The organism is Duganella sp. OV510, assembly GCF_900100205.1.
Lineage (GTDB): Bacteria > Pseudomonadota > Gammaproteobacteria > Burkholderiales > Burkholderiaceae_D > Rugamonas.
This window is the reverse complement of record NZ_FNEQ01000001.1, coordinates 1,294,608-1,310,785: the sequence shown is the minus strand read 5'-3', so window position 1 is coordinate 1,310,785 and position 16,178 is coordinate 1,294,608. Positions and strand designations below refer to the sequence as shown.

18 protein-coding genes and 1 riboswitch are annotated in these 16,178 nt (G+C 60.1%); of the genes, 11 read left to right on the top strand and 7 right to left on the bottom strand.

The genetic code is table 11. The features are described 5' to 3' along the window. Window positions 1-165: 165 nt before the first annotated feature. The 7 genes from BLS51_RS06145 to gltA all read left to right on the top strand — a co-directional run bounded on the left by BLS51_RS06145 (window position 166) and on the right by gltA (window position 6,196). A complete protein-coding gene (locus BLS51_RS06145; RefSeq protein ID WP_090176568.1) occupies window positions 166-951 on the top strand; it encodes a GntR family transcriptional regulator in 786 nt (261 codons plus the stop codon). Window positions 952-1,155: 204 nt separating this feature from the next. Beyond that, on the top strand, window positions 1,156-1,578 hold the full coding sequence (gene sdhC / locus BLS51_RS06140) for a succinate dehydrogenase, cytochrome b556 subunit (RefSeq protein WP_090176572.1): 423 nt from the start codon (window positions 1,156-1,158) through the stop codon (window positions 1,576-1,578). 1 nt (window position 1,579) lies between these two features. Further along, window positions 1,580-1,951 (top strand): succinate dehydrogenase, hydrophobic membrane anchor protein, encoded by a 372-nt coding sequence (gene sdhD / locus BLS51_RS06135; RefSeq protein WP_090176575.1) that lies wholly within the window; start codon window positions 1,580-1,582, stop codon window positions 1,949-1,951. A gap of 2 nt (window positions 1,952-1,953) precedes the next feature. Beyond that, window positions 1,954-3,732, top strand: a complete 1,779-nt coding sequence (gene sdhA, locus BLS51_RS06130) for a succinate dehydrogenase flavoprotein subunit (RefSeq protein WP_090176579.1) — start codon at window positions 1,954-1,956, stop codon at window positions 3,730-3,732. Between the two features lie 11 nt (window positions 3,733-3,743). Further along, a complete protein-coding gene (locus BLS51_RS06125) occupies window positions 3,744-4,454 on the top strand; it encodes a succinate dehydrogenase iron-sulfur subunit (protein ID WP_090176581.1) in 711 nt (236 codons plus the stop codon). A 105-nt stretch (window positions 4,455-4,559) separates the two neighbouring features. Continuing rightward, complete coding sequence (locus tag BLS51_RS06120) at window positions 4,560-4,841, top strand: FAD assembly factor SdhE (protein ID WP_090176585.1); 282 nt, start codon at window positions 4,560-4,562, stop codon at window positions 4,839-4,841. Window positions 4,842-4,894: 53 nt separating this feature from the next. Continuing rightward, window positions 4,895-6,196, top strand: a complete 1,302-nt coding sequence (gene gltA, locus BLS51_RS06115) for a citrate synthase (protein ID WP_090176590.1) — start codon at window positions 4,895-4,897, stop codon at window positions 6,194-6,196. 47 nt (window positions 6,197-6,243) lie between these two features. Here the strand turns inward: gltA and BLS51_RS06110 are convergent, their stop codons facing one another. The 4 genes from BLS51_RS06110 to BLS51_RS06095 form a co-directional block, all read right to left on the bottom strand. Beyond that, window positions 6,244-7,425 carry a YbbN family protein gene (locus tag BLS51_RS06110; RefSeq protein WP_139168655.1) on the bottom strand — a complete coding sequence of 394 codons (1,182 nt, stop codon included), beginning with the start codon at window positions 7,423-7,425 and terminating at the stop codon, window positions 6,244-6,246. A 54-nt stretch (window positions 7,426-7,479) separates the two neighbouring features. Further along, complete coding sequence (locus tag BLS51_RS06105; RefSeq protein ID WP_090176598.1) at window positions 7,480-7,788, bottom strand: hypothetical protein; 309 nt, start codon at window positions 7,786-7,788, stop codon at window positions 7,480-7,482. Between the two features lie 40 nt (window positions 7,789-7,828). Next, window positions 7,829-7,932: riboswitch (SAM-I-IV-variant riboswitch) on the bottom strand. A 76-nt stretch (window positions 7,933-8,008) separates the two neighbouring features. Beyond that, on the bottom strand, window positions 8,009-8,341 hold the full coding sequence (locus tag BLS51_RS06100) for a PilZ domain-containing protein (protein WP_090176602.1): 333 nt from the start codon (window positions 8,339-8,341) through the stop codon (window positions 8,009-8,011). A gap of 33 nt (window positions 8,342-8,374) precedes the next feature. Continuing rightward, window positions 8,375-8,785 carry a hypothetical protein gene (locus BLS51_RS06095; protein ID WP_090176605.1) on the bottom strand — a complete coding sequence of 137 codons (411 nt, stop codon included), beginning with the start codon at window positions 8,783-8,785 and terminating at the stop codon, window positions 8,375-8,377. Between the two features lie 114 nt (window positions 8,786-8,899). Between BLS51_RS06095 and BLS51_RS06090 the strand changes: the two genes are divergently transcribed. Further along, window positions 8,900-9,190, top strand: coding sequence for a CopG family transcriptional regulator (locus tag BLS51_RS06090; RefSeq protein WP_139168654.1), 291 nt, complete (start codon window positions 8,900-8,902; stop codon window positions 9,188-9,190). Continuing rightward, on the top strand, window positions 9,178-9,468 hold the full coding sequence (locus BLS51_RS30605) for a type II toxin-antitoxin system RelE/ParE family toxin (RefSeq protein WP_090176612.1): 291 nt from the start codon (window positions 9,178-9,180) through the stop codon (window positions 9,466-9,468). Before BLS51_RS06090 ends, BLS51_RS30605 begins: the two co-directional genes overlap by 13 nt. Before the next feature lie 5 nt (window positions 9,469-9,473). On the opposite strand, the gene BLS51_RS06080 is transcribed toward BLS51_RS30605, so the two are convergent. The 3 genes from BLS51_RS06080 to BLS51_RS06070 all read right to left on the bottom strand — a co-directional run bounded on the left by BLS51_RS06080 (window position 9,474) and on the right by BLS51_RS06070 (window position 12,062). Continuing rightward, window positions 9,474-9,854: a BlaI/MecI/CopY family transcriptional regulator gene (locus BLS51_RS06080; protein WP_090176616.1), complete on the bottom strand. Its 381-nt coding sequence runs from the start codon at window positions 9,852-9,854 to the stop codon at window positions 9,474-9,476. 18 nt (window positions 9,855-9,872) lie between these two features. Continuing rightward, complete coding sequence (locus BLS51_RS06075; RefSeq protein ID WP_090176619.1) at window positions 9,873-11,153, bottom strand: leucine-rich repeat-containing protein kinase family protein; 1,281 nt, start codon at window positions 11,151-11,153, stop codon at window positions 9,873-9,875. Between the two features lie 63 nt (window positions 11,154-11,216). Next, entirely contained in the window at window positions 11,217-12,062 is an 846-nt protein-coding gene (locus BLS51_RS06070) for an MBL fold metallo-hydrolase (RefSeq protein WP_090176624.1), read from the bottom strand. Between the two features lie 100 nt (window positions 12,063-12,162). On the opposite strand from BLS51_RS06070, the gene BLS51_RS06065 reads away from it, so the two are divergent. After that, window positions 12,163-13,074 (top strand): LysR family transcriptional regulator, encoded by a 912-nt coding sequence (locus BLS51_RS06065; RefSeq protein ID WP_090176629.1) that lies wholly within the window; start codon window positions 12,163-12,165, stop codon window positions 13,072-13,074. 207 nt (window positions 13,075-13,281) lie between these two features. Beyond that, on the top strand, window positions 13,282-16,137 hold the full coding sequence (locus BLS51_RS06060) for a 2-oxoglutarate dehydrogenase E1 component (protein ID WP_090176632.1): 2,856 nt from the start codon (window positions 13,282-13,284) through the stop codon (window positions 16,135-16,137). The last annotated feature ends 41 nt before the right edge of the window (window positions 16,138-16,178 follow it).

The window sequence follows — 16,178 nt, the reverse complement described above, 5'->3', positions numbered from 1 at the left end:
ATACTGCAAAATTCAACGCTTATAATGATGTATCGATAAGCGTTGGCGGCGAGTGTAGGCCTGCTGCCACTATCTGTCAATCCTATCTTATGTCTTATATAAGACAGATAAGTTATTGCCGTTTTTTCTGGACGGCACTGTTCATTTGTGGTGAAATCTTGGTCTATGAGTTCCGCGCCACCCAATTCGAACAACAATGCTACCGCTGCCAGCGCCGGTAGTGCTGCTTCGGTGTCGCCAACTTTCTCCCCGCTTTACCAGCAAATCAAGGCCCTGATCACCAAAAGCCTGCAGTCCGGCGAATGGAAGCCGGGTGAACTGATCCCCAGCGAAGTCGAACTGGCCAACCGCTTCAAGGTCAGCCAGGGCACGGTGCGCAAGGCGATCGACGAGCTGGCCGCCGAAAACCTGGTGATGCGCAAGCAGGGCAAGGGGACTTTCGTCTCCACCCACCACGAAGAGCGCGCCCAGTTCCGTTTCCTGCGGCTGATGCCGGACGAAGGCGTGCCGCACCCAGGCGTCAGCCAGTTTATCGAAGTCAAGCGCACCCGTGCGCCGGCCGACGTAGCGCGGTTGCTGGACCTGAAGTCCGGCGACGCCGTGATATTTGTCAAACGTGTGCAACATTTTGACGCCGTGCCAACCATCGTCGAGGAAATCTGGCTGCCAGGCATCACCTTCAAGGGGCTGACTGCGGAGCGGCTGGAAGAATACAAGGGTCCGATGTACGGGCTGTTTGAGTCCGAATTCGGCACGCGCATGATCCGTGCCACCGAAAAAATCCGCGCCGTTTGCGCCGCCGAGGGCGACGCCGCGCTGTTGAAAATTGCCGCGAACACGCCGCTGCTGGCGTCGGAGCGGGTGTCGTTCACGTATGGCGACAAGCCGGTCGAGCTGCGCCGCGGCCTGTACCTGACTGAACGCCATCACTATCACAACGAGTTGAATTGAAGGAGACACAGCGTAACTGGGCGCCGGTCATACGCCCGTAGCATTGTTGCGCTGATAATACGTTGAGCTACGGAAAGTAGCCGCCAGTTGTGATGCCGACCACTATTTTTATTATATGTAACAATAGATATTGGTTATGAGAGTGGAAATCGGCGAAAATCGTAGTCTTACCAAAATTTTGTATAAGCCTGAGGAGGTCTTGTTATGTCAGAAGCCGTAAGGGAAGCCCCTAAAAAAGAACGGCCGGAGTTCCGTAACATCCACGTTACCGAACTGTCCAACTACCGCATGCCACTGGCTGCCATCGTGTCCATCCTGCACCGTATTTCCGGCGTGGGCATGTTCGTGCTGCTGCCTTTCGTGCTGTATCTCTTGCAGAATTCGCTGCGTTCCGAGATCTCTTTCGCGTACTACGAAGGTTTCGTGACCTACCCGCTGGTCAAGCTGATCATCCTCGGCCTGAGCTGGAGCTTCCTGCACCATATGTGCGCCGGCATCCGTCACCTGGTGATGGACCTGCACGTCGGCCTGGACAAGCACTCGGCGCGTAAATCCTCCGCGACCGTGCTGGTCATCAGCCTGGTGCTGACTGCCCTGATCGCCCTGAAACTGTTTGGAGTATTCTGAAATGTCCATTAACGATAACGGTATCGGTCCTAAGCGCCGCGTAGTCGGCGCGCACTATGGCATGCGTGACTGGCTGGCGCAACGCGTCACCGCAGTCATCATGGTGATCTACACCGCCGCCCTGGTGCTGGCTTTCCTCACCGGCCAGAACTTTACCTATGAAGGCTGGGCTGGCCTGTTCGCCCAACAATGGTTCAAGCTGCTCACCGCAGTGACGCTGATCGGCCTGTTCTACCACGCCTGGGTAGGCATGCGTGACGTCTGGATGGACTATGTGCGCGCCATTGGCCTGCGCCTGTTCCTGCAAATCGCCACCATGGCCTGGCTGATTGGCTGCGCTGTGTGGTCGATTCAAATTATCTGGAGTGTGTAATCGTGGCAGCTATTAAATCTGGTATTCCAACCCGCCGCTTTGACGCGGTAATCGTCGGCGCCGGCGGCTCCGGCATGCGCGCATCGCTGCAACTGGCCGAAGCCGGCCTGAACGTCGCGGTGCTGTCGAAAGTGTTCCCGACCCGTTCGCACACCGTTGCGGCACAGGGCGGCATCGGCGCCTCGCTGGGCAATATGGCCGAAGACAACTGGTTCTGGCATATGTTCGACACCGTCAAGGGTGGCGACTACCTGGGCGACCAGGATGCGATCGAATTCATGTGCCGCGAAGCACCGAAGGTGGTCTACGAGCTGGAACACTTCGGCATGCCGTTCGACCGTAATCCTGACGGCACCATCTACCAGCGTCCGTTCGGCGGCCACACCGCCAACTTCGGTGAAAAAGCTGTGCAGCGCGCTTGCGCCGCAGCTGACCGTACCGGCCACGCACTGCTGCACACGCTGTACCAGCGCAACGTTCGCGCCCGCACCCACTTCTTCGTCGAGTGGATGGCGCTGGACCTGATCCGCGACGCCGAAGGCGACGTGGTGGGCGTGGTCGCGCTGGAAATGGAAACCGGCGACGTGATGATCCTGGAAGCCAAGACCACCGTCTTCGCCACCGGTGGCGCTGGCCGTATCTTCGCTGCTTCGACCAATGCCTTCATCAACACCGGCGACGGCATGGGCATGGCCGCACGCGCCGGCCTGCCGCTGCAGGACATGGAATTCTGGCAGTTCCACCCGACCGGCGTGGCCGGCGCGGGCGTGCTGATCACCGAGGGTGTACGCGGTGAGGGCGGTATCCTGATCAACTCGGAAGGCGAACGCTTCATGGAGCGCTATGCGCCGACGCTGAAGGATCTGGCGCCGCGCGACTTCGTGTCCCGCTCGATGGACCAGGAGATCAAGGAAGGCCGTGGCTGCGGTCCGAACAAGGACCACGTCATGCTGGACCTGCGCCACATCGGCAAGGACACCATCGAGAAGCGTCTGCCATCGATTCTGGAAATCGGCCACAAGTTCGCCAACGTCGATGCGACCAAGGAACCGATCCCTGTCGTGCCGACCATCCACTATCAGATGGGCGGCATCCCGACCAATATCCACGGTCAAGTGGTCACGCCGAACGGCGACGGCACGCAGAAAGTGGTCAACGGCCTGTACGCGATCGGCGAATGCGCCTGCGTCTCGGTGCACGGCGCCAACCGCCTGGGCACCAACTCGCTGCTGGACTTGCTGGTGTTCGGCCGCGCAGCCGGTAACCACCTGGTGGCATCGAACCTGAAGCAGAAGGAAAACAAGCCGCTGCCGAAAGACGCATCGGACTTCGCGCTGAACCGCCTGAACCATCTGGAAACCTCGACCGGCACCGAAAAAGTGCAGGGCGTCGCCAACGATATCCGCGCCACCATGCAGAAGTACTGCGGCGTGTTCCGTACCGACGAGATGCTGAACAAGGGCGTCGAAGAAATCATGAAGCTGGACGAGCGCCGCAAGCACGTCTCCTTCAAGGACAAATCGAAGGTGTTCAACACCGCCCGCGTGGAAGCGCTGGAACTGGACAACCTGATCGAAACCGCGAAAGCCACCATCGTGTCGGCAGCTGCCCGTAAAGAATCGCGCGGCGCCCACGCGCAGGATGATTACCCGCACCGCGACGACGACAACTGGATGAAGCATACCCTGTGGTACTCGGAAGGCAACCGACTGGATTACAAAGCCGTCGTGACCAAGCCGCTGACGGTTGATACCTTCAAACCGAAACCACGTACTTTCTAAGGCTATACAACATGGCACGCACTCTCAAACTTAAAATCTACCGCTACGATCCGGATCAGGACGCCAAGCCGTACATGCAGGATGTCACCGTCGAGTTGAAAGACACCGACAAGATGCTGCTGGACGCGCTGCAGCGCATCAAGTCCGACGTCGATGACTCGCTGGCCCTGCGCCGCTCGTGCCGCGAAGGCGTGTGCGGTTCGGACGCGATGAACATCAACGGCAAGAACGGCCTGGCTTGCACCACCAACCTGAACGAGCTGAGCGAGCCTATCGTGCTGCGTCCGCTGCCAGGCCTGCCGGTGATCCGCGACCTGATCGTCGACATGACCCAGTTCTTCAAGCAGTACGATTCGATCAAGCCTTACCTGATCAACGATTCGATCCGTCCTGAAAAAGAACGCCTGCAAACCCCGGAACAGCGCGAAGAGCTGGATGGCCTGTACGAGTGCATCCTGTGCGCGTGCTGCTCGACTTCGTGCCCTTCGTTCTGGTGGAATCCGGACAAGTTCGTCGGTCCTGCCGGCCTGCTGCAAGCCTACCGCTTCATCGCCGACTCGCGCGACGAAGCCACCGGCCAGCGTCTGGACAACCTGGAAGATCCGTACCGTTTGTTCCGCTGCCACTCGATCATGAACTGCGTCGATGTCTGCCCTAAAGGTCTGAACCCGAACAAGGCAATCGGCAAAATCAAAGAGCTGATGGTACGCCGCGCAATCTAACGCGCACCCTGCGGGCGGCAGCGCAAGCGCCGCCCGTTTTTGTTTCACCGTTTTAGAATCTGCGCTCCAGCAAGAATGGCGCGCACAGTGTAAAGTAATAAACTTATGACTGAAACGAATCACGCAGCGCATCAGTCCGACCCAGCCAACCGTGCCCGCCTGCGCTGGCGCGCCCGCCGGGGTCTGCTGGAAAACGACATCATCCTCACCCGTTTTCTGGATGCGCGTGAAACTGAATTGACCGACGAGGAAGTGGACGCGTTAACGCGGCTCCTCGACTTGTCGGACAATGCCCTGATGGATCTGGTACTGGCCCGCAAGGAGCCGGAAGGCGAGATTGACCTGCCGCACGTTCGCGCGTTGCTGCAGCAGTTGCGCCAAGCGTAAGCAGCACACCCAGTTTCTTTTACTTGCATCATCTCTCCAAGAAGGAAGAGTCCATGAATATCTCTGATAACAAAGCCACTCTCTCGTTCTCCGATGGCAGCGCATCGGTCGAATTCCCGATCTACAAAGGCACCGTTGGTCCTGACGTCGTCGACATCCGTAAACTGTACGGCGCGACCGGCAAGTTCACCTACGATCCAGGCTTCATGTCGACCGCAGCGTGCAACTCGTCGATCACCTACATCGACGGCGACAAGGGCGAACTGCAATATCGCGGCTACCCGATCGAACAGCTGGCGGTGAACGCCGACTTCATGGAATCGTGCTACCTGCTGCTGAACGGCGAACTGCCGAACGGCGTGCAGAAAAAGGAATTCGTTGAGACCGTCACCAAGCACACCATGGTGCACGAGCAGATGCAATTCTTCTTCCGCGGCTTCCGTCGTGACGCGCACCCGATGTCGGTACTGGTCGGCACCGTCGGCGCGCTGGCTTCGTTCTACCACGACTCGCTGGACATCAACGACGCCAAGCATCGCGAAGTATCGGCCATCCGCCTGATCGCCAAGATGCCTACGCTGGTGGCGATGGCGTACAAATACTCGATCGGCCAGCCGTTCGTGTACCCACGCAACGACCTGTCGTACTCGGCCAACTTCATGCGCATGATGTTCGGCAATCCATGCGAAGAATACAAAGTCAACGACGTGCTGGTGCGCGCGCTGGACCGTATCCTGATCCTGCACGCTGACCACGAACAGAATGCTTCGACCTCGACCGTGCGTCTGGCCGGTTCGTCGGGCGCCAACCCGTTCGCCTGTATCGCTGCCGGTATCGCCTGCCTGTGGGGCCCTGCCCACGGCGGCGCCAACGAAGCGGCACTGACCATGCTGAAAGAAATCGGCTCGGTGGACAACATCCCGGCCTTCATCGCCCAGGTTAAAGACAAGAACTCCGGCGTCAAGCTGATGGGCTTCGGTCACCGCGTCTACAAAAACTTCGACCCACGTGCGAAGCTGATGCGTGAAACCTGCTACGAAGTGCTGAACGAACTGGGCCTGCAAGACGACCCGCTGTTCAAACTGGCGATGGAACTGGAAAAGATTGCACTGAACGACGAATACTTCGTTTCGCGCAAACTGTACCCGAACGTCGACTTCTACTCGGGCATCGTGCAATCGGCGCTGGGCATTCCAGTGTCGCTGTTCACCGGCATCTTCGCGATGGCGCGTACCATCGGCTGGATCGCCCAGTGGAACGAAATGATCGCCGATCCAGAGCAGAAAATCGGCCGTCCACGCCAGCTGTTCATCGGCTCGACCGTGCGCGACGTGCCACCGCTGGACAAGCGTTAATCCACGGTTAGCACGCAGCATAAAAAAACGGGCTTCGGCCCGTTTTTTTATTGCTTGATCAGATTAAGCAGCGCCGCTTTGCCGTCTTCCTGCGACCAGCCGGTCAATTGCGCGACCGGGCGGCCGTCTTTCAGCAGATAGAATTGCGGCACCGCGCCGACGTTGAACGCTTGCCATTCGCTGACGTTGTAGGGGATGGACATCGGCGTTTGTGGGTGTTCCCTGTTCCAGCCTGCCACGAAGTCGAAAGGGATGGAGGCGCTGGGCGGGATGATCAGGGTCAGATTGGCCATGCGCAGTCGTGCCAGGAACTTGCGGTCATCGTGCAGGGCGTCGAGCGCGTTGCGGGAGGGATGGCAGCCGGCGTCCACCACCATCAGCAGTTCGGTATCTTTGGCAGCGGGCAAGGCGCGCCGCGTCAGCGTGTTGCTGGCGGCGTTGTAGTCGAATACTGTGCGGCCAACGAAGTCGGGCCCGAGTTGGTCGATCACCTTGGGTATGGCCTTGTCCGCCAGTAGCGGATGGCGGGCGGCAAATGCGCGCGCCGCTTCGAATGCACGTGCGGCCAGCATCGCGGTGAAGACTGTTCTGTCGATGCCGCGCCGGGTATCGATGCCGCGCCGGGAAAATTCCGCGTGCAGCGCCAGCATGTCGATATAGGCCGCCGAACCGGGAAGCTCCTGATGCACCAGCATGGTGGCACTGAATAGCAGCGGCAAGTCCCCATCCGGCTGAAGCATCAGCGCCTGGCTGCTCATCCTGTCCCTGAATAGTTCATCGTAGCGTTGTAGTAGCGCCGTGTTGATGCGCGTGGCCGACGCCGGCCCGTTATCCTGCGGATGATCGGCGAATTCTTTCAGCAAATGCAGACGCCGTTCTGTATCGGCGGATGGTTCAGGCAATCGTAGCGGTTCGCCGACCAGCCCTTGCGTGAGCTGCGGCAGATGCTCGCCGAGTCCCATGAAGGCCAATGCCGCTTCGAGTTGCCCTGGATTCAGTTCGTCAGTCAGCGCCGCATGGTTGAAGCTGATTACATGGTTGTCGCGCCACCGCAGGCCAGCAAGGAAAGAGCGCTTGCCGTAGGGCGTCAACGCGTCCAGTGGTGTCGGCTCACCGGATGCGAGAACGGCTGCAAGTTGTTCGCGGGTCTGTATCTGCGCGGCTGTGGCGATGGCGGACGAGATACAGCATAGGCAAAGAATTGTCTTGCGAAGAGCTTTGGCAATCATAGTGCGGGGGGAAGTTGGATTGCCAAAACAATATCACACTCAATGCGCTGGTGGTTACCGGGCGTCAAAGTGCAGCATGTGTTCGACGCGGACCTTGATTTCGCTGTTCAGGCTGGCGAGCGCCTTGCGCAGCGCGCGGGCGGAGGTTTCGCCGATGCCGCCGACAGTGATGCTGTGCTCATAACAGCCGCCTCGACGCAAAATCTGCCATTTGTCGACGCGTGCGCTGGCGCTTTTCAAGGTCGATTCGAGTTGGCCGGCTGCAGGCTCATTGGCGCCTACCGACAGATGAAAGGTGTGCGTCATGCGGAACTGGCTGTCCAGTGGCCTGGTATCTGGGGAAAGGGCGGTAAATGTGCTCATGATTTCTCCTGCAAGCTTGGCTCGATTTGGAGTAACCATGTCACACCCGCTTCGTTGCCGTGAAAAGGCCGCATCGCCGTAGAGGCTTCCACCTTGCCCGGGGAGGCAGGTTGGCGTCGGTTGAACCGACTCTTGATGCTGATGAGCTATAGCGAAAATCCGTTATAGCGAAACTTTGTTCAATATAGCGGAAATTCGTCTGGCATGCAACCGGTGGGGATTATTGATTTTCTTGCAGCAGCTGGTGGAATATGGCGCGGCTGTCATCGTCGATGCGCAGGAACTGGACGCCGGTTTTGAAGCCGAGTTCGGCGTCGGGATCGCTGTAGATCACCTGGCCCATGGCCAGCACGTTGTGGTCGACTTCGCCCAGCTGGACCTTGAAGGAGACGGCGCAGTATTGCGCCAGGCGCATCTGGCTTCCGGTTTGCAGGCTGATGCCACCGTGGGACAGGTCCAGCGTGTGGACTTCGTGGCGGCTCTCGTCGGTCATGGTCAGCACGGCTGGCTGGCGCACGTCGTGGCGGCGGGCTGTGCGGGCTTTCTGAGTCATGGTGCTAGCGGAAGTTCGATTATGGAAAGATTATCACACTCTCCGATTGCGGCGGTCGGGACGTAGCACTAATAGCCACCAACACAACACTCCGATCGTCAATTGCGGCAAATTGAACAGGAATTTGTCGAGCGTGACGTCGCGCCGTTGCGGCCACGCGCTGTTGGCGGTTTCGGCGATGATATTGGTATGGTAGAAACAGGCCGCCAGCAGGAGCAGCGCGGCAATGCCCCATACCACCGGCAGGCTGGTGAGGCGGTGGCGCAGCAGCGCCGCGAACGGATAGGCCAGCACGCAGCAGAAGACGTAGGCAAACAGGTTGGCCGGCAGGTTGGCCAGATCAAAGTGCGGCAGCACGACCGGCACCGCACAAATCGCCACCGCCAGCATGACAGCAATGACAGGATGGGCGCGTTCAGGCCAGGAATCAAAACGAATGGTCATATTATGTGTATGCTGAAAAGGCGATCATTGTAGTGCTACTTTCTGCACTCGGTGAACTTGTCTTTTCGGAACTTGTCCAAGCTGTTATGGTGGTTGGTGTTTTACGGAGGGAATATGTCTAAGTCCGCAACTGTTGCGTTTATTGTTCAATTGGAAACAGCGCTAAAGCGAAAATTGGAAGCCGTTGCTGAAGCGCGTGGGCAAGCTGCGGATGATCTGGCTTCGGAGGCGATTGCTCTTTTCCTTGAGCAGGCGGATAGTTTGACGCCTGCAGAGAAAGCAGCAAGGCAAAGCTGGGAGCATTACAAGACCACCGGGCTTCACCTAACGATGGCTGAAGCCGACGCCTGGTTGTCAGAGTTGGAGGGGGGGCAGAATATAGAGCCTCCCCCATGTCATCGCTAATCTGGTCCGCTGCCGCACTCTCTGATGTGCAGCGTTTATACCGATTCCCGGCGCCCAAAAGTCAGACCGCCGCAAAGCAGGCCGTTGCTGCGATACGGCGGGCAGTCAGGTGGTTACAGGCTTATCCGCATCTGGGTAAGCGAACCTTTCACCTCGGACCGGGGCATCGACAACTGGCTGTGCCGTTTGGAGCTGAAGGATACGTTGTCTTTTATGTAGTGAGTGGCGGCGTGGTCACTATACTGGCAGTAAAACATCAACGTGAGTGCGCGCCTTAGCCCTGTTATTTTTCCTGGTCGAGCAGGGCCTGAATTTCTTCGCGTTCTTTTTTGCTGACGTGGCCGCCGCGCAGGGCGGCCAGCACCAGGGCTTTGCCGGAGCCGGCGAAGGCTTTCTGGATCAGGTCTTTCAGCAGATTGGTTTGGACCGAGTCCTGTTCCTGCACCGGCGAGTAGATATGGGCGCGCTGGCTTTCGTCGCGCTTCAGCAGGCCTTTGGTGTGCATGATCTGCAGCACGCGCAGCACGGTGGCGTAGTTGCTGTCGGGACGCGTTTCCAGCGCGGCCTCATGGACCTGGCGCGCCGTCGCCGGGCCGAGCGCGAACAGCAGGCGCAGCATTTCCAGTTCGGCGGCGGTCGGTTTTGGCAGATTCTGGGTACTCATGGATGTAGAATAAAATATCTAGAATTGATTGTCTAGCTGTTCTTTGATGGTGTCGAAGCGTGGCTGGCCTTGCTGGCAGACGGCTTGCAGCGCGCGCAAGGGCTGTGGCGCACTGTCGGCGCGGTCCAGCAGCTCTTCCAGCAGGTTGCCGAAGGCGCGGACTTCCAGCGTTTGCAGCGCGTCCGCCTGCGCGCCGGCCGGATCGTAGAAGGAGGCGGCGCCGAAGTCGCCCAGCAGTGTGTGGCCGTGCTCGTCGTGCAGGATGTTGTGGCCGTAGAGGTCGCCATGCAGGATGCCGTGGGCGTGCAGTTGCGCGGCGGCGGAGGCGATGCCGTGGGCGATTGTCAGGGCAGCTTGCAGGGTGAAGCGTTTGTCTTCGGCGTAGATGTCGCGGGTGCAGCTATCCAGGCTCGGCGGGCCGGCCAGGTTGCGGAATTCCGGCGGGATCAGGGACATGACCAGGCCGTGCGTGTTGTCGGGATGGTCTTCAATGTGGCCGAGGATGGGGATCAAATTCGGATGGCCGCCGGCGCCGAGGCAGGCGGCCATTTCGCTTAGTGGCGAGCCGTCGCTGGTCATGGCGCCTTTGAACAGCTTCACCGCGACCGGCTGGCCGGCGTCCTGCCATTCGGCGCGGTAGATGATGCCGGAGGCGCCTTCGCCGAGTTTGTCGCGCAGCGTCAGCGCCGGCCAGCGGATGGCAGCGGACGGGGTGTGGACGAGGGCATTCTCGCGCTGTTCGCTAAAGGGATTGCCGGCGTAGGCCAGCCACGTCAGGCGCGGCAGCGACAGCAGCCAGTCCGGCAGCCCGGTCAGCTGGTTGCTGGCGATGCGCAGCAGTTCCAGTTTATGCAGCTGCGCCATCGAGGCGGGCAGGGCGCGCAGGCGGTTGCCGGCCAGCATCAGCTTTTGCAGCTGTGGACGCTCGCCCAGTTCGGCTGGCAATTCTTCGATGGCGTTATCAGTCAGCACCAGCCAGCGCAGCTGCGCCGGCAGCGCGGCGGCCGGCACATGGCGGATGCGGTTGGCCTTGAAGCCGATCATGCTCAGCGCCGGGCATGAGCCCAGCACCGCCGGCAGCCCGGTGAACTGGTTGTCTGAGCAGAAGATGATGCGCAGCTTGTGCAGCCGGTGCAGATCATCCGGCAGCGTCGACAGCGCGTTGCCCGACAGGTCGAGAATTTCCAGGCTGTCGGCCAGCGCGTAGATGTCGCGCGGGAATTCGGTGAGGCCGCAGCGCAAGGTCAGGCGTTGGATGCCCGCCAGCGCGCCGCTGCGCAACTGCTCCAGGGTGTGCATGTGAGGTGGCGATTGAAAACGACGGCGCAGTGTATCACTTCGCCGCCACCGCCGGGCTCACCCTCACCACTTCATTTCACCCTTGGCGACCTTGGCGCTGATGTCCAGCGCGCTTTGCAGGCCGGCATCCGGGTACAACTGCTTCATGCGGCCGATCAGCGCGGCCGAGTCGGTGGCCTTGGCCGCTTCGTTCTCGAACTTGACCAGATACTCGCGGGTGTAGCCCACGGCTTCCGGCGTCTGCGGCGCGCCCGGCTTGAAGTGGCCCGGCACGACAGTCACCGGCTTGAGCGCGGCAATGCCATCCAGCGTGGCCAGCCACTGGCGGCGCGCTTCGAGCGTCTGCGTGTCGGCAGTCCACACGTGCAGTTGATTAAATACTGTCACACCGCCCACCACCGCCTTGATCGATGGTATCCACACATAGCCGCGCGGCGCCGCCTTGATTTCCAGCGCCTTGCCTTCCAGCGTGATGCGGTCGCCTTGCAGCGGCTGCGGCACGATCACTTCACGCGGCGCGTTGTCCTTCAGGATCGGGCCCCAGTAAGCCAACTTGGCGGCTTTCTTCTTCTCGATGCCGGCAATGACGGCTGGCGTGGCGACGATCTTCGCCTGCGGGAAGGCGGCGTGGATCACGTCCAGGCCGAAGTAATAGTCCGGATCATCATGGCTGATATAAATCGTGGTCAGGTGCTTGCCGCTGGCGCGGATGCGCTCGACCAGCTTCAGCGCCTCGCCGCGCGAGAACTGGGCGTCGATCAGCACCGCGTCCTGGTCGCCGCTGACGATGACCGAGGCCACCGGGAAGATCGCGGCCTCGCCGGGATTGAACACTTCCAGTTGCAGCGGCGCTGCCTGGGCGGCAACGGAGGTGGCGAGGGTGGCGGTCAGCAAAGCTTGTTTGAACATGGTCACTCCAGATAAGTAAGAATGACGCCATCTTAAATTTCTCAATCCAATAGAAAAATACGGTAATCTGGCTTTGTTAATTGCATAAATCGGATGAATCATGGATCGCATCACTGCCGCGCGGGTATTTGTCAGCATTGCCGAACGCGGCAGCATGATCGCCGCCGCCAACGCGCTGGAGATGTCGCGCGCGATGGTGACCCGCTATCTGGCTGAAATGGAGCAGTGGGCTGGTGCCCGCCTGCTGCATCGCAGCACCCGCCGCCTGAGCCTGACCGATGCCGGCGACATCACGCTGGAACGCTGCCGCCGCATGCTGGACGTGGCCGACGGCATGGAAGTCGCCGCCAGCGAGGACGCGGACACGCCGCAAGGCCTGCTGCGCATCACTTGCTCGCAGGCGCTGGCGCAGGCCGAGCTGCTGGGCGCCGTCAGCGAATTCCTGAAACGCTATCCGCGCACCTCGGTCGACCTGCAAATGAGCAATCGCGCCGTCAACCTGATCGAGGAACGCATCGACCTGGCGCTGCGCGTCACCAACACGCTGGAGCCCAACCTGATCGCCCGCCAGCTGGGCGTCTGCGCGTCGGTGGTGTGCGCCGCACCATCGTATCTGGCAGCGCATGGCACGCCGACGCTGCCGCAAGACCTGGCCGGCCATAACTGCCTGACCTACACCTACTTCGGCAAGAGCCTGTGGCAATTCACCGATGCGGGCGGCGAACAGCTGTCGGTGCCGGTCAGCGGCAACCTGTCGGCCAACGAGGACTTCATCCTGCTGAAAGCGGTGGAGCAGGGCGCCGGCATCGCGCTGCAGCCGCTGTACAACGCCGGCCCACTGATCCGCGCTGGCAAGCTGGCGGCGTTGCTTCCCGGATACACTCCCTTAAGCATGGGTATTCACGGGATTTACACCTCGCGCCAATATATGTCGCCAGCCTTGCGCGCCATGCTGGACTTATTGGCAACCTGGTTTGGAAGCGAGCATGGGCGCGGCTTAAGTGAAAGTTAATGGCGGAAGTTTCATTTGTAATTTTCCGCACAAATGGTTGTTGGGATACAATACCGGTGCTATGCTGAATGGCCCGTTTTAGGTAACACCCGAACAAAAGCCCTTCCCCACAACTTGATGTGCAATCCGCTAACCGGTCAGGCCGTGTCGCGGAAGGTTAGACCAACCCGCTAATTCCTCGCGAAGCGCGAAGAAAGGTGAGCAAGAATGATGCAACAATATACGTCCAACTCCTACCTGTTTGGTGGGAACGCTCCGTACGTTGAAGAACTGTACGAAGCGTATTTGAACAACCCAGGCTCCGTTCCAGACAACTGGCGTGCCTATTTCGACGCCATGCAGCACGTGCCGGCAGTCGATGGCTCCAACAAAGCAGACGTCGCTCACGCCTCCGTCATCGCCTCCTTCGCAGAGCGCGCCAAAGCAGGTCCTATCCGTACCGTCACCGCTTCCGCCGACGTTGAAATGGGCCGCAAGCGCGTGGCCGTTACCCAGCTGATCGCAGCCTACCGTTACCTGGGCTCTCGCTGGGCCAACCTGGACCCGCTGCAACGTCAGGAACGTCCAAGCATTCCTGAGCTGGAACCAAGCTTCTACGGCTTCACCGATGCCGACCTGGACACCGTATTCAACATCAGCAACACCTATTTCGGTGGCGAGACCGCGACCCTGCGCGACCTGCTGAATTTCCTGCGCGACACTTACACCCGTTCGATCGGCGCAGAGTATATGTACATCTCCGATCCGACCGAAAAGCGCTGGCTGCAAGAGCGCCTGGAGTCGATCCGTTCGACTCCGAATTTCACGCCGGAAAAGAAAAAGCACATCCTGGAGCGCCTGACCGCAGCTGAAGGCCTGGAACGCTATCTGCATACCAAATACGTCGGCCAGAAGCGTTTCTCGCTGGAAGGCGGCGAAACCTTCATCGCTTCGATCGACGAGATCATCCAGCGCGCCGGTGAAAAAGGCGTGCAAGAGATCGTCATCGGCATGGCCCACCGTGGCCGTCTGAACGTGCTGGTCAACACCCTGGGCAAAGCGCCTAAAGACCTGTTCGAAGAATTCGAAGGCAAGCACGGCGACGACCTGCCGGCAGGCGACGTGAAATACCACCAGGGCTTCTCGTCGGACATCTCGACCGCTGGCGGTCCAGTCCACCTGTCGCTGGCGTTCAACCCATCGCACCTGGAAATCGTCAACCCGGTGGTTGAAGGTTCGGTCAAAGCCCGTATGGATCGCCGTGGCGACCACGGCGGCAAACAAGTGCTGCCGATCCTGGTACACGGCGATGCGGCATTCGCTGGCCAGGGCGTGGTGATGGAAACCCTGAATCTGGCGCAGACCCGTGGCTATGGCACTGGCGGCACCGTGCACATCGTCATCAACAACCAGATCGGTTTCACCACCTCCGACCCACGCGACGCCCGTTCGACCATCTACTGCTCGGACGTGGTCAAGATGATCGAAGCGCCAGTGCTGCACGTCAACGCTGACGATCCAGAAGCCACCGTGCTGGCTTCGCAGATCGCCATGGATTACCGCGCCGAATTCGGCAAGGATATCGTGGTTGACATCATCTGCTTCCGCAAACTGGGCCACAACGAGCAAGATACCCCAGCGCTGACCCAGCCACTGATGTACAAGAAAATCGGCAAGCACCCAGGCACCCGCAAGCTGTACGCGGACAAACTGGCAACCCAGGGCGTGATCGCGGCCGATGGCGGCGAGCAGCTGCAAACCGCCTTCCGTGACGCCATGGATGCCGGCAAGCATACCGTTGATCCAGTCATCTCCAACTTCAAGAACAAGTTCGCCGTTGATTGGCTGCCGTTCCTGAACAAGAAATGGACCGACGCCGCCGACACCGCCGTGCCGCTGACCGAACTGAAACGCCTGGCCACCCGCATCACCACCGTGCCGGAAAACTTCAAGGTGCACTCGCTGGTGGAAAAAGTGCTGGCTGACCGCGCTGCCATGGGCCGTGGTGAAGCCAATCTGGACTGGGGCATGGGCGAACACCTGGGCTTCGCCTCGCTGGTATCGTCCGGCTATGCGATCCGCCTGACCGGCCAGGACGCCGGCCGTGGCACCTTTGTGCACCGTCACGCCGTGCTGCACGACCAGAACCGCGAACGTTGGGACGCCGGCACCTACGTGCCGCTGCAAAACATCGCCGAAGGCCAGGCGCCGTTCACCGTGATCGACTCGGTGCTGTCGGAAGAGGCAGTGCTGGGCTTCGAGTACGGCTACTCGACCGCCGAACCGAACACGCTGACCATCTGGGAAGCCCAGTTCGGCGACTTCGTCAACGGCGCCCAGGTTGTCATCGACCAGTTCATCAGCTCCGGCGAAGTGAAGTGGGGCCGCGCTTCCGGCCTGGTGATGATGCTGCCGCACGGCTACGAAGGCCAGGGTCCGGAGCACTCGTCGGCTCGCCCGGAGCGCTTCCTGCAACTGTGCGCGGACAACAATATGCAAGTGGTGCAGCCTACCACCGCCGCGCAGATCTTCCACGTGCTGCGTCGCCAGATGGTACGTCAGTTCCGCAAGCCGCTGGTCATCATGACCCCGAAATCGCTGCTGCGTAACAAGGATGCAGGTTCGCCGCTGGGCGAACTGGCCAAAGGCGCGTTCCAGACCGTGATCGGTGAAGTGGACGAGAGCATCGACGCCAAGAAAGTCAAACGCGTGATCGCCTGCTCGGGCAAGGTCTACTACGACCTGGTCAACGCACGCAAAACGCGCGGCCAGACCGATACCGCCATCGTGCGTATCGAGCAGCTGTACCCGTTCCCGCACAAGGCTTTCACTGCCGAACTGAAAAAGTTCCCAGCTGCGACCGAAGTGGTGTGGGCACAGGACGAACCGCAGAATCAGGGCCCATGGTTCCAGATTCAGCACAACATCTTCGAGAGCCTGGAATCGGGCCAGCGTCTGGCTTACGCCGGCCGCCCAGCTTCGGCGTCGCCAGCAGTCGGTTACTACGACAAGCACTACGCGCAGCAAAAAGAACTGCTGGAAACCGCATTCTCGAAACTCAAGGGCTTCATCCTGACCAAGTAATCGTCACCACTTTATGAACGGAGCGCCCGGCTGCTACGCGG

Coding starts and splice junctions, on each gene's coding strand:
- BLS51_RS06145 (WP_090176568.1), top strand. CDS start 166: ATGAGTTCCGCGCCACCCAATTCGAACAACAATGCTACCGCTGCCAGC.
- sdhC (WP_090176572.1), top strand. CDS start 1,156: ATGTCAGAAGCCGTAAGGGAAGCCCCTAAAAAAGAACGGCCGGAGTTC.
- sdhD (WP_090176575.1), top strand. CDS start 1,580: ATGTCCATTAACGATAACGGTATCGGTCCTAAGCGCCGCGTAGTCGGC.
- BLS51_RS06125 (WP_090176581.1), top strand. CDS start 3,744: ATGGCACGCACTCTCAAACTTAAAATCTACCGCTACGATCCGGATCAG.
- BLS51_RS06120 (WP_090176585.1), top strand. CDS start 4,560: ATGACTGAAACGAATCACGCAGCGCATCAGTCCGACCCAGCCAACCGT.
- gltA (WP_090176590.1), top strand. CDS start 4,895: ATGAATATCTCTGATAACAAAGCCACTCTCTCGTTCTCCGATGGCAGC.
- BLS51_RS06110 (WP_139168655.1), bottom strand. CDS start 7,425: ATGATTGCCAAAGCTCTTCGCAAGACAATTCTTTGCCTATGCTGTATC.
- BLS51_RS06105 (WP_090176598.1), bottom strand. CDS start 7,788: ATGAGCACATTTACCGCCCTTTCCCCAGATACCAGGCCACTGGACAGC.
- BLS51_RS06100 (WP_090176602.1), bottom strand. CDS start 8,341: ATGACTCAGAAAGCCCGCACAGCCCGCCGCCACGACGTGCGCCAGCCA.
- BLS51_RS06095 (WP_090176605.1), bottom strand. CDS start 8,785: ATGACCATTCGTTTTGATTCCTGGCCTGAACGCGCCCATCCTGTCATT.
- BLS51_RS06090 (WP_139168654.1), top strand. CDS start 8,900: ATGTCTAAGTCCGCAACTGTTGCGTTTATTGTTCAATTGGAAACAGCG.
- BLS51_RS30605 (WP_090176612.1), top strand. CDS start 9,178: ATGTCATCGCTAATCTGGTCCGCTGCCGCACTCTCTGATGTGCAGCGT.
- BLS51_RS06080 (WP_090176616.1), bottom strand. CDS start 9,854: ATGAGTACCCAGAATCTGCCAAAACCGACCGCCGCCGAACTGGAAATG.
- BLS51_RS06075 (WP_090176619.1), bottom strand. CDS start 11,153: ATGCACACCCTGGAGCAGTTGCGCAGCGGCGCGCTGGCGGGCATCCAA.
- BLS51_RS06070 (WP_090176624.1), bottom strand. CDS start 12,062: ATGTTCAAACAAGCTTTGCTGACCGCCACCCTCGCCACCTCCGTTGCC.
- BLS51_RS06065 (WP_090176629.1), top strand. CDS start 12,163: ATGGATCGCATCACTGCCGCGCGGGTATTTGTCAGCATTGCCGAACGC.
- BLS51_RS06060 (WP_090176632.1), top strand. CDS start 13,282: ATGATGCAACAATATACGTCCAACTCCTACCTGTTTGGTGGGAACGCT.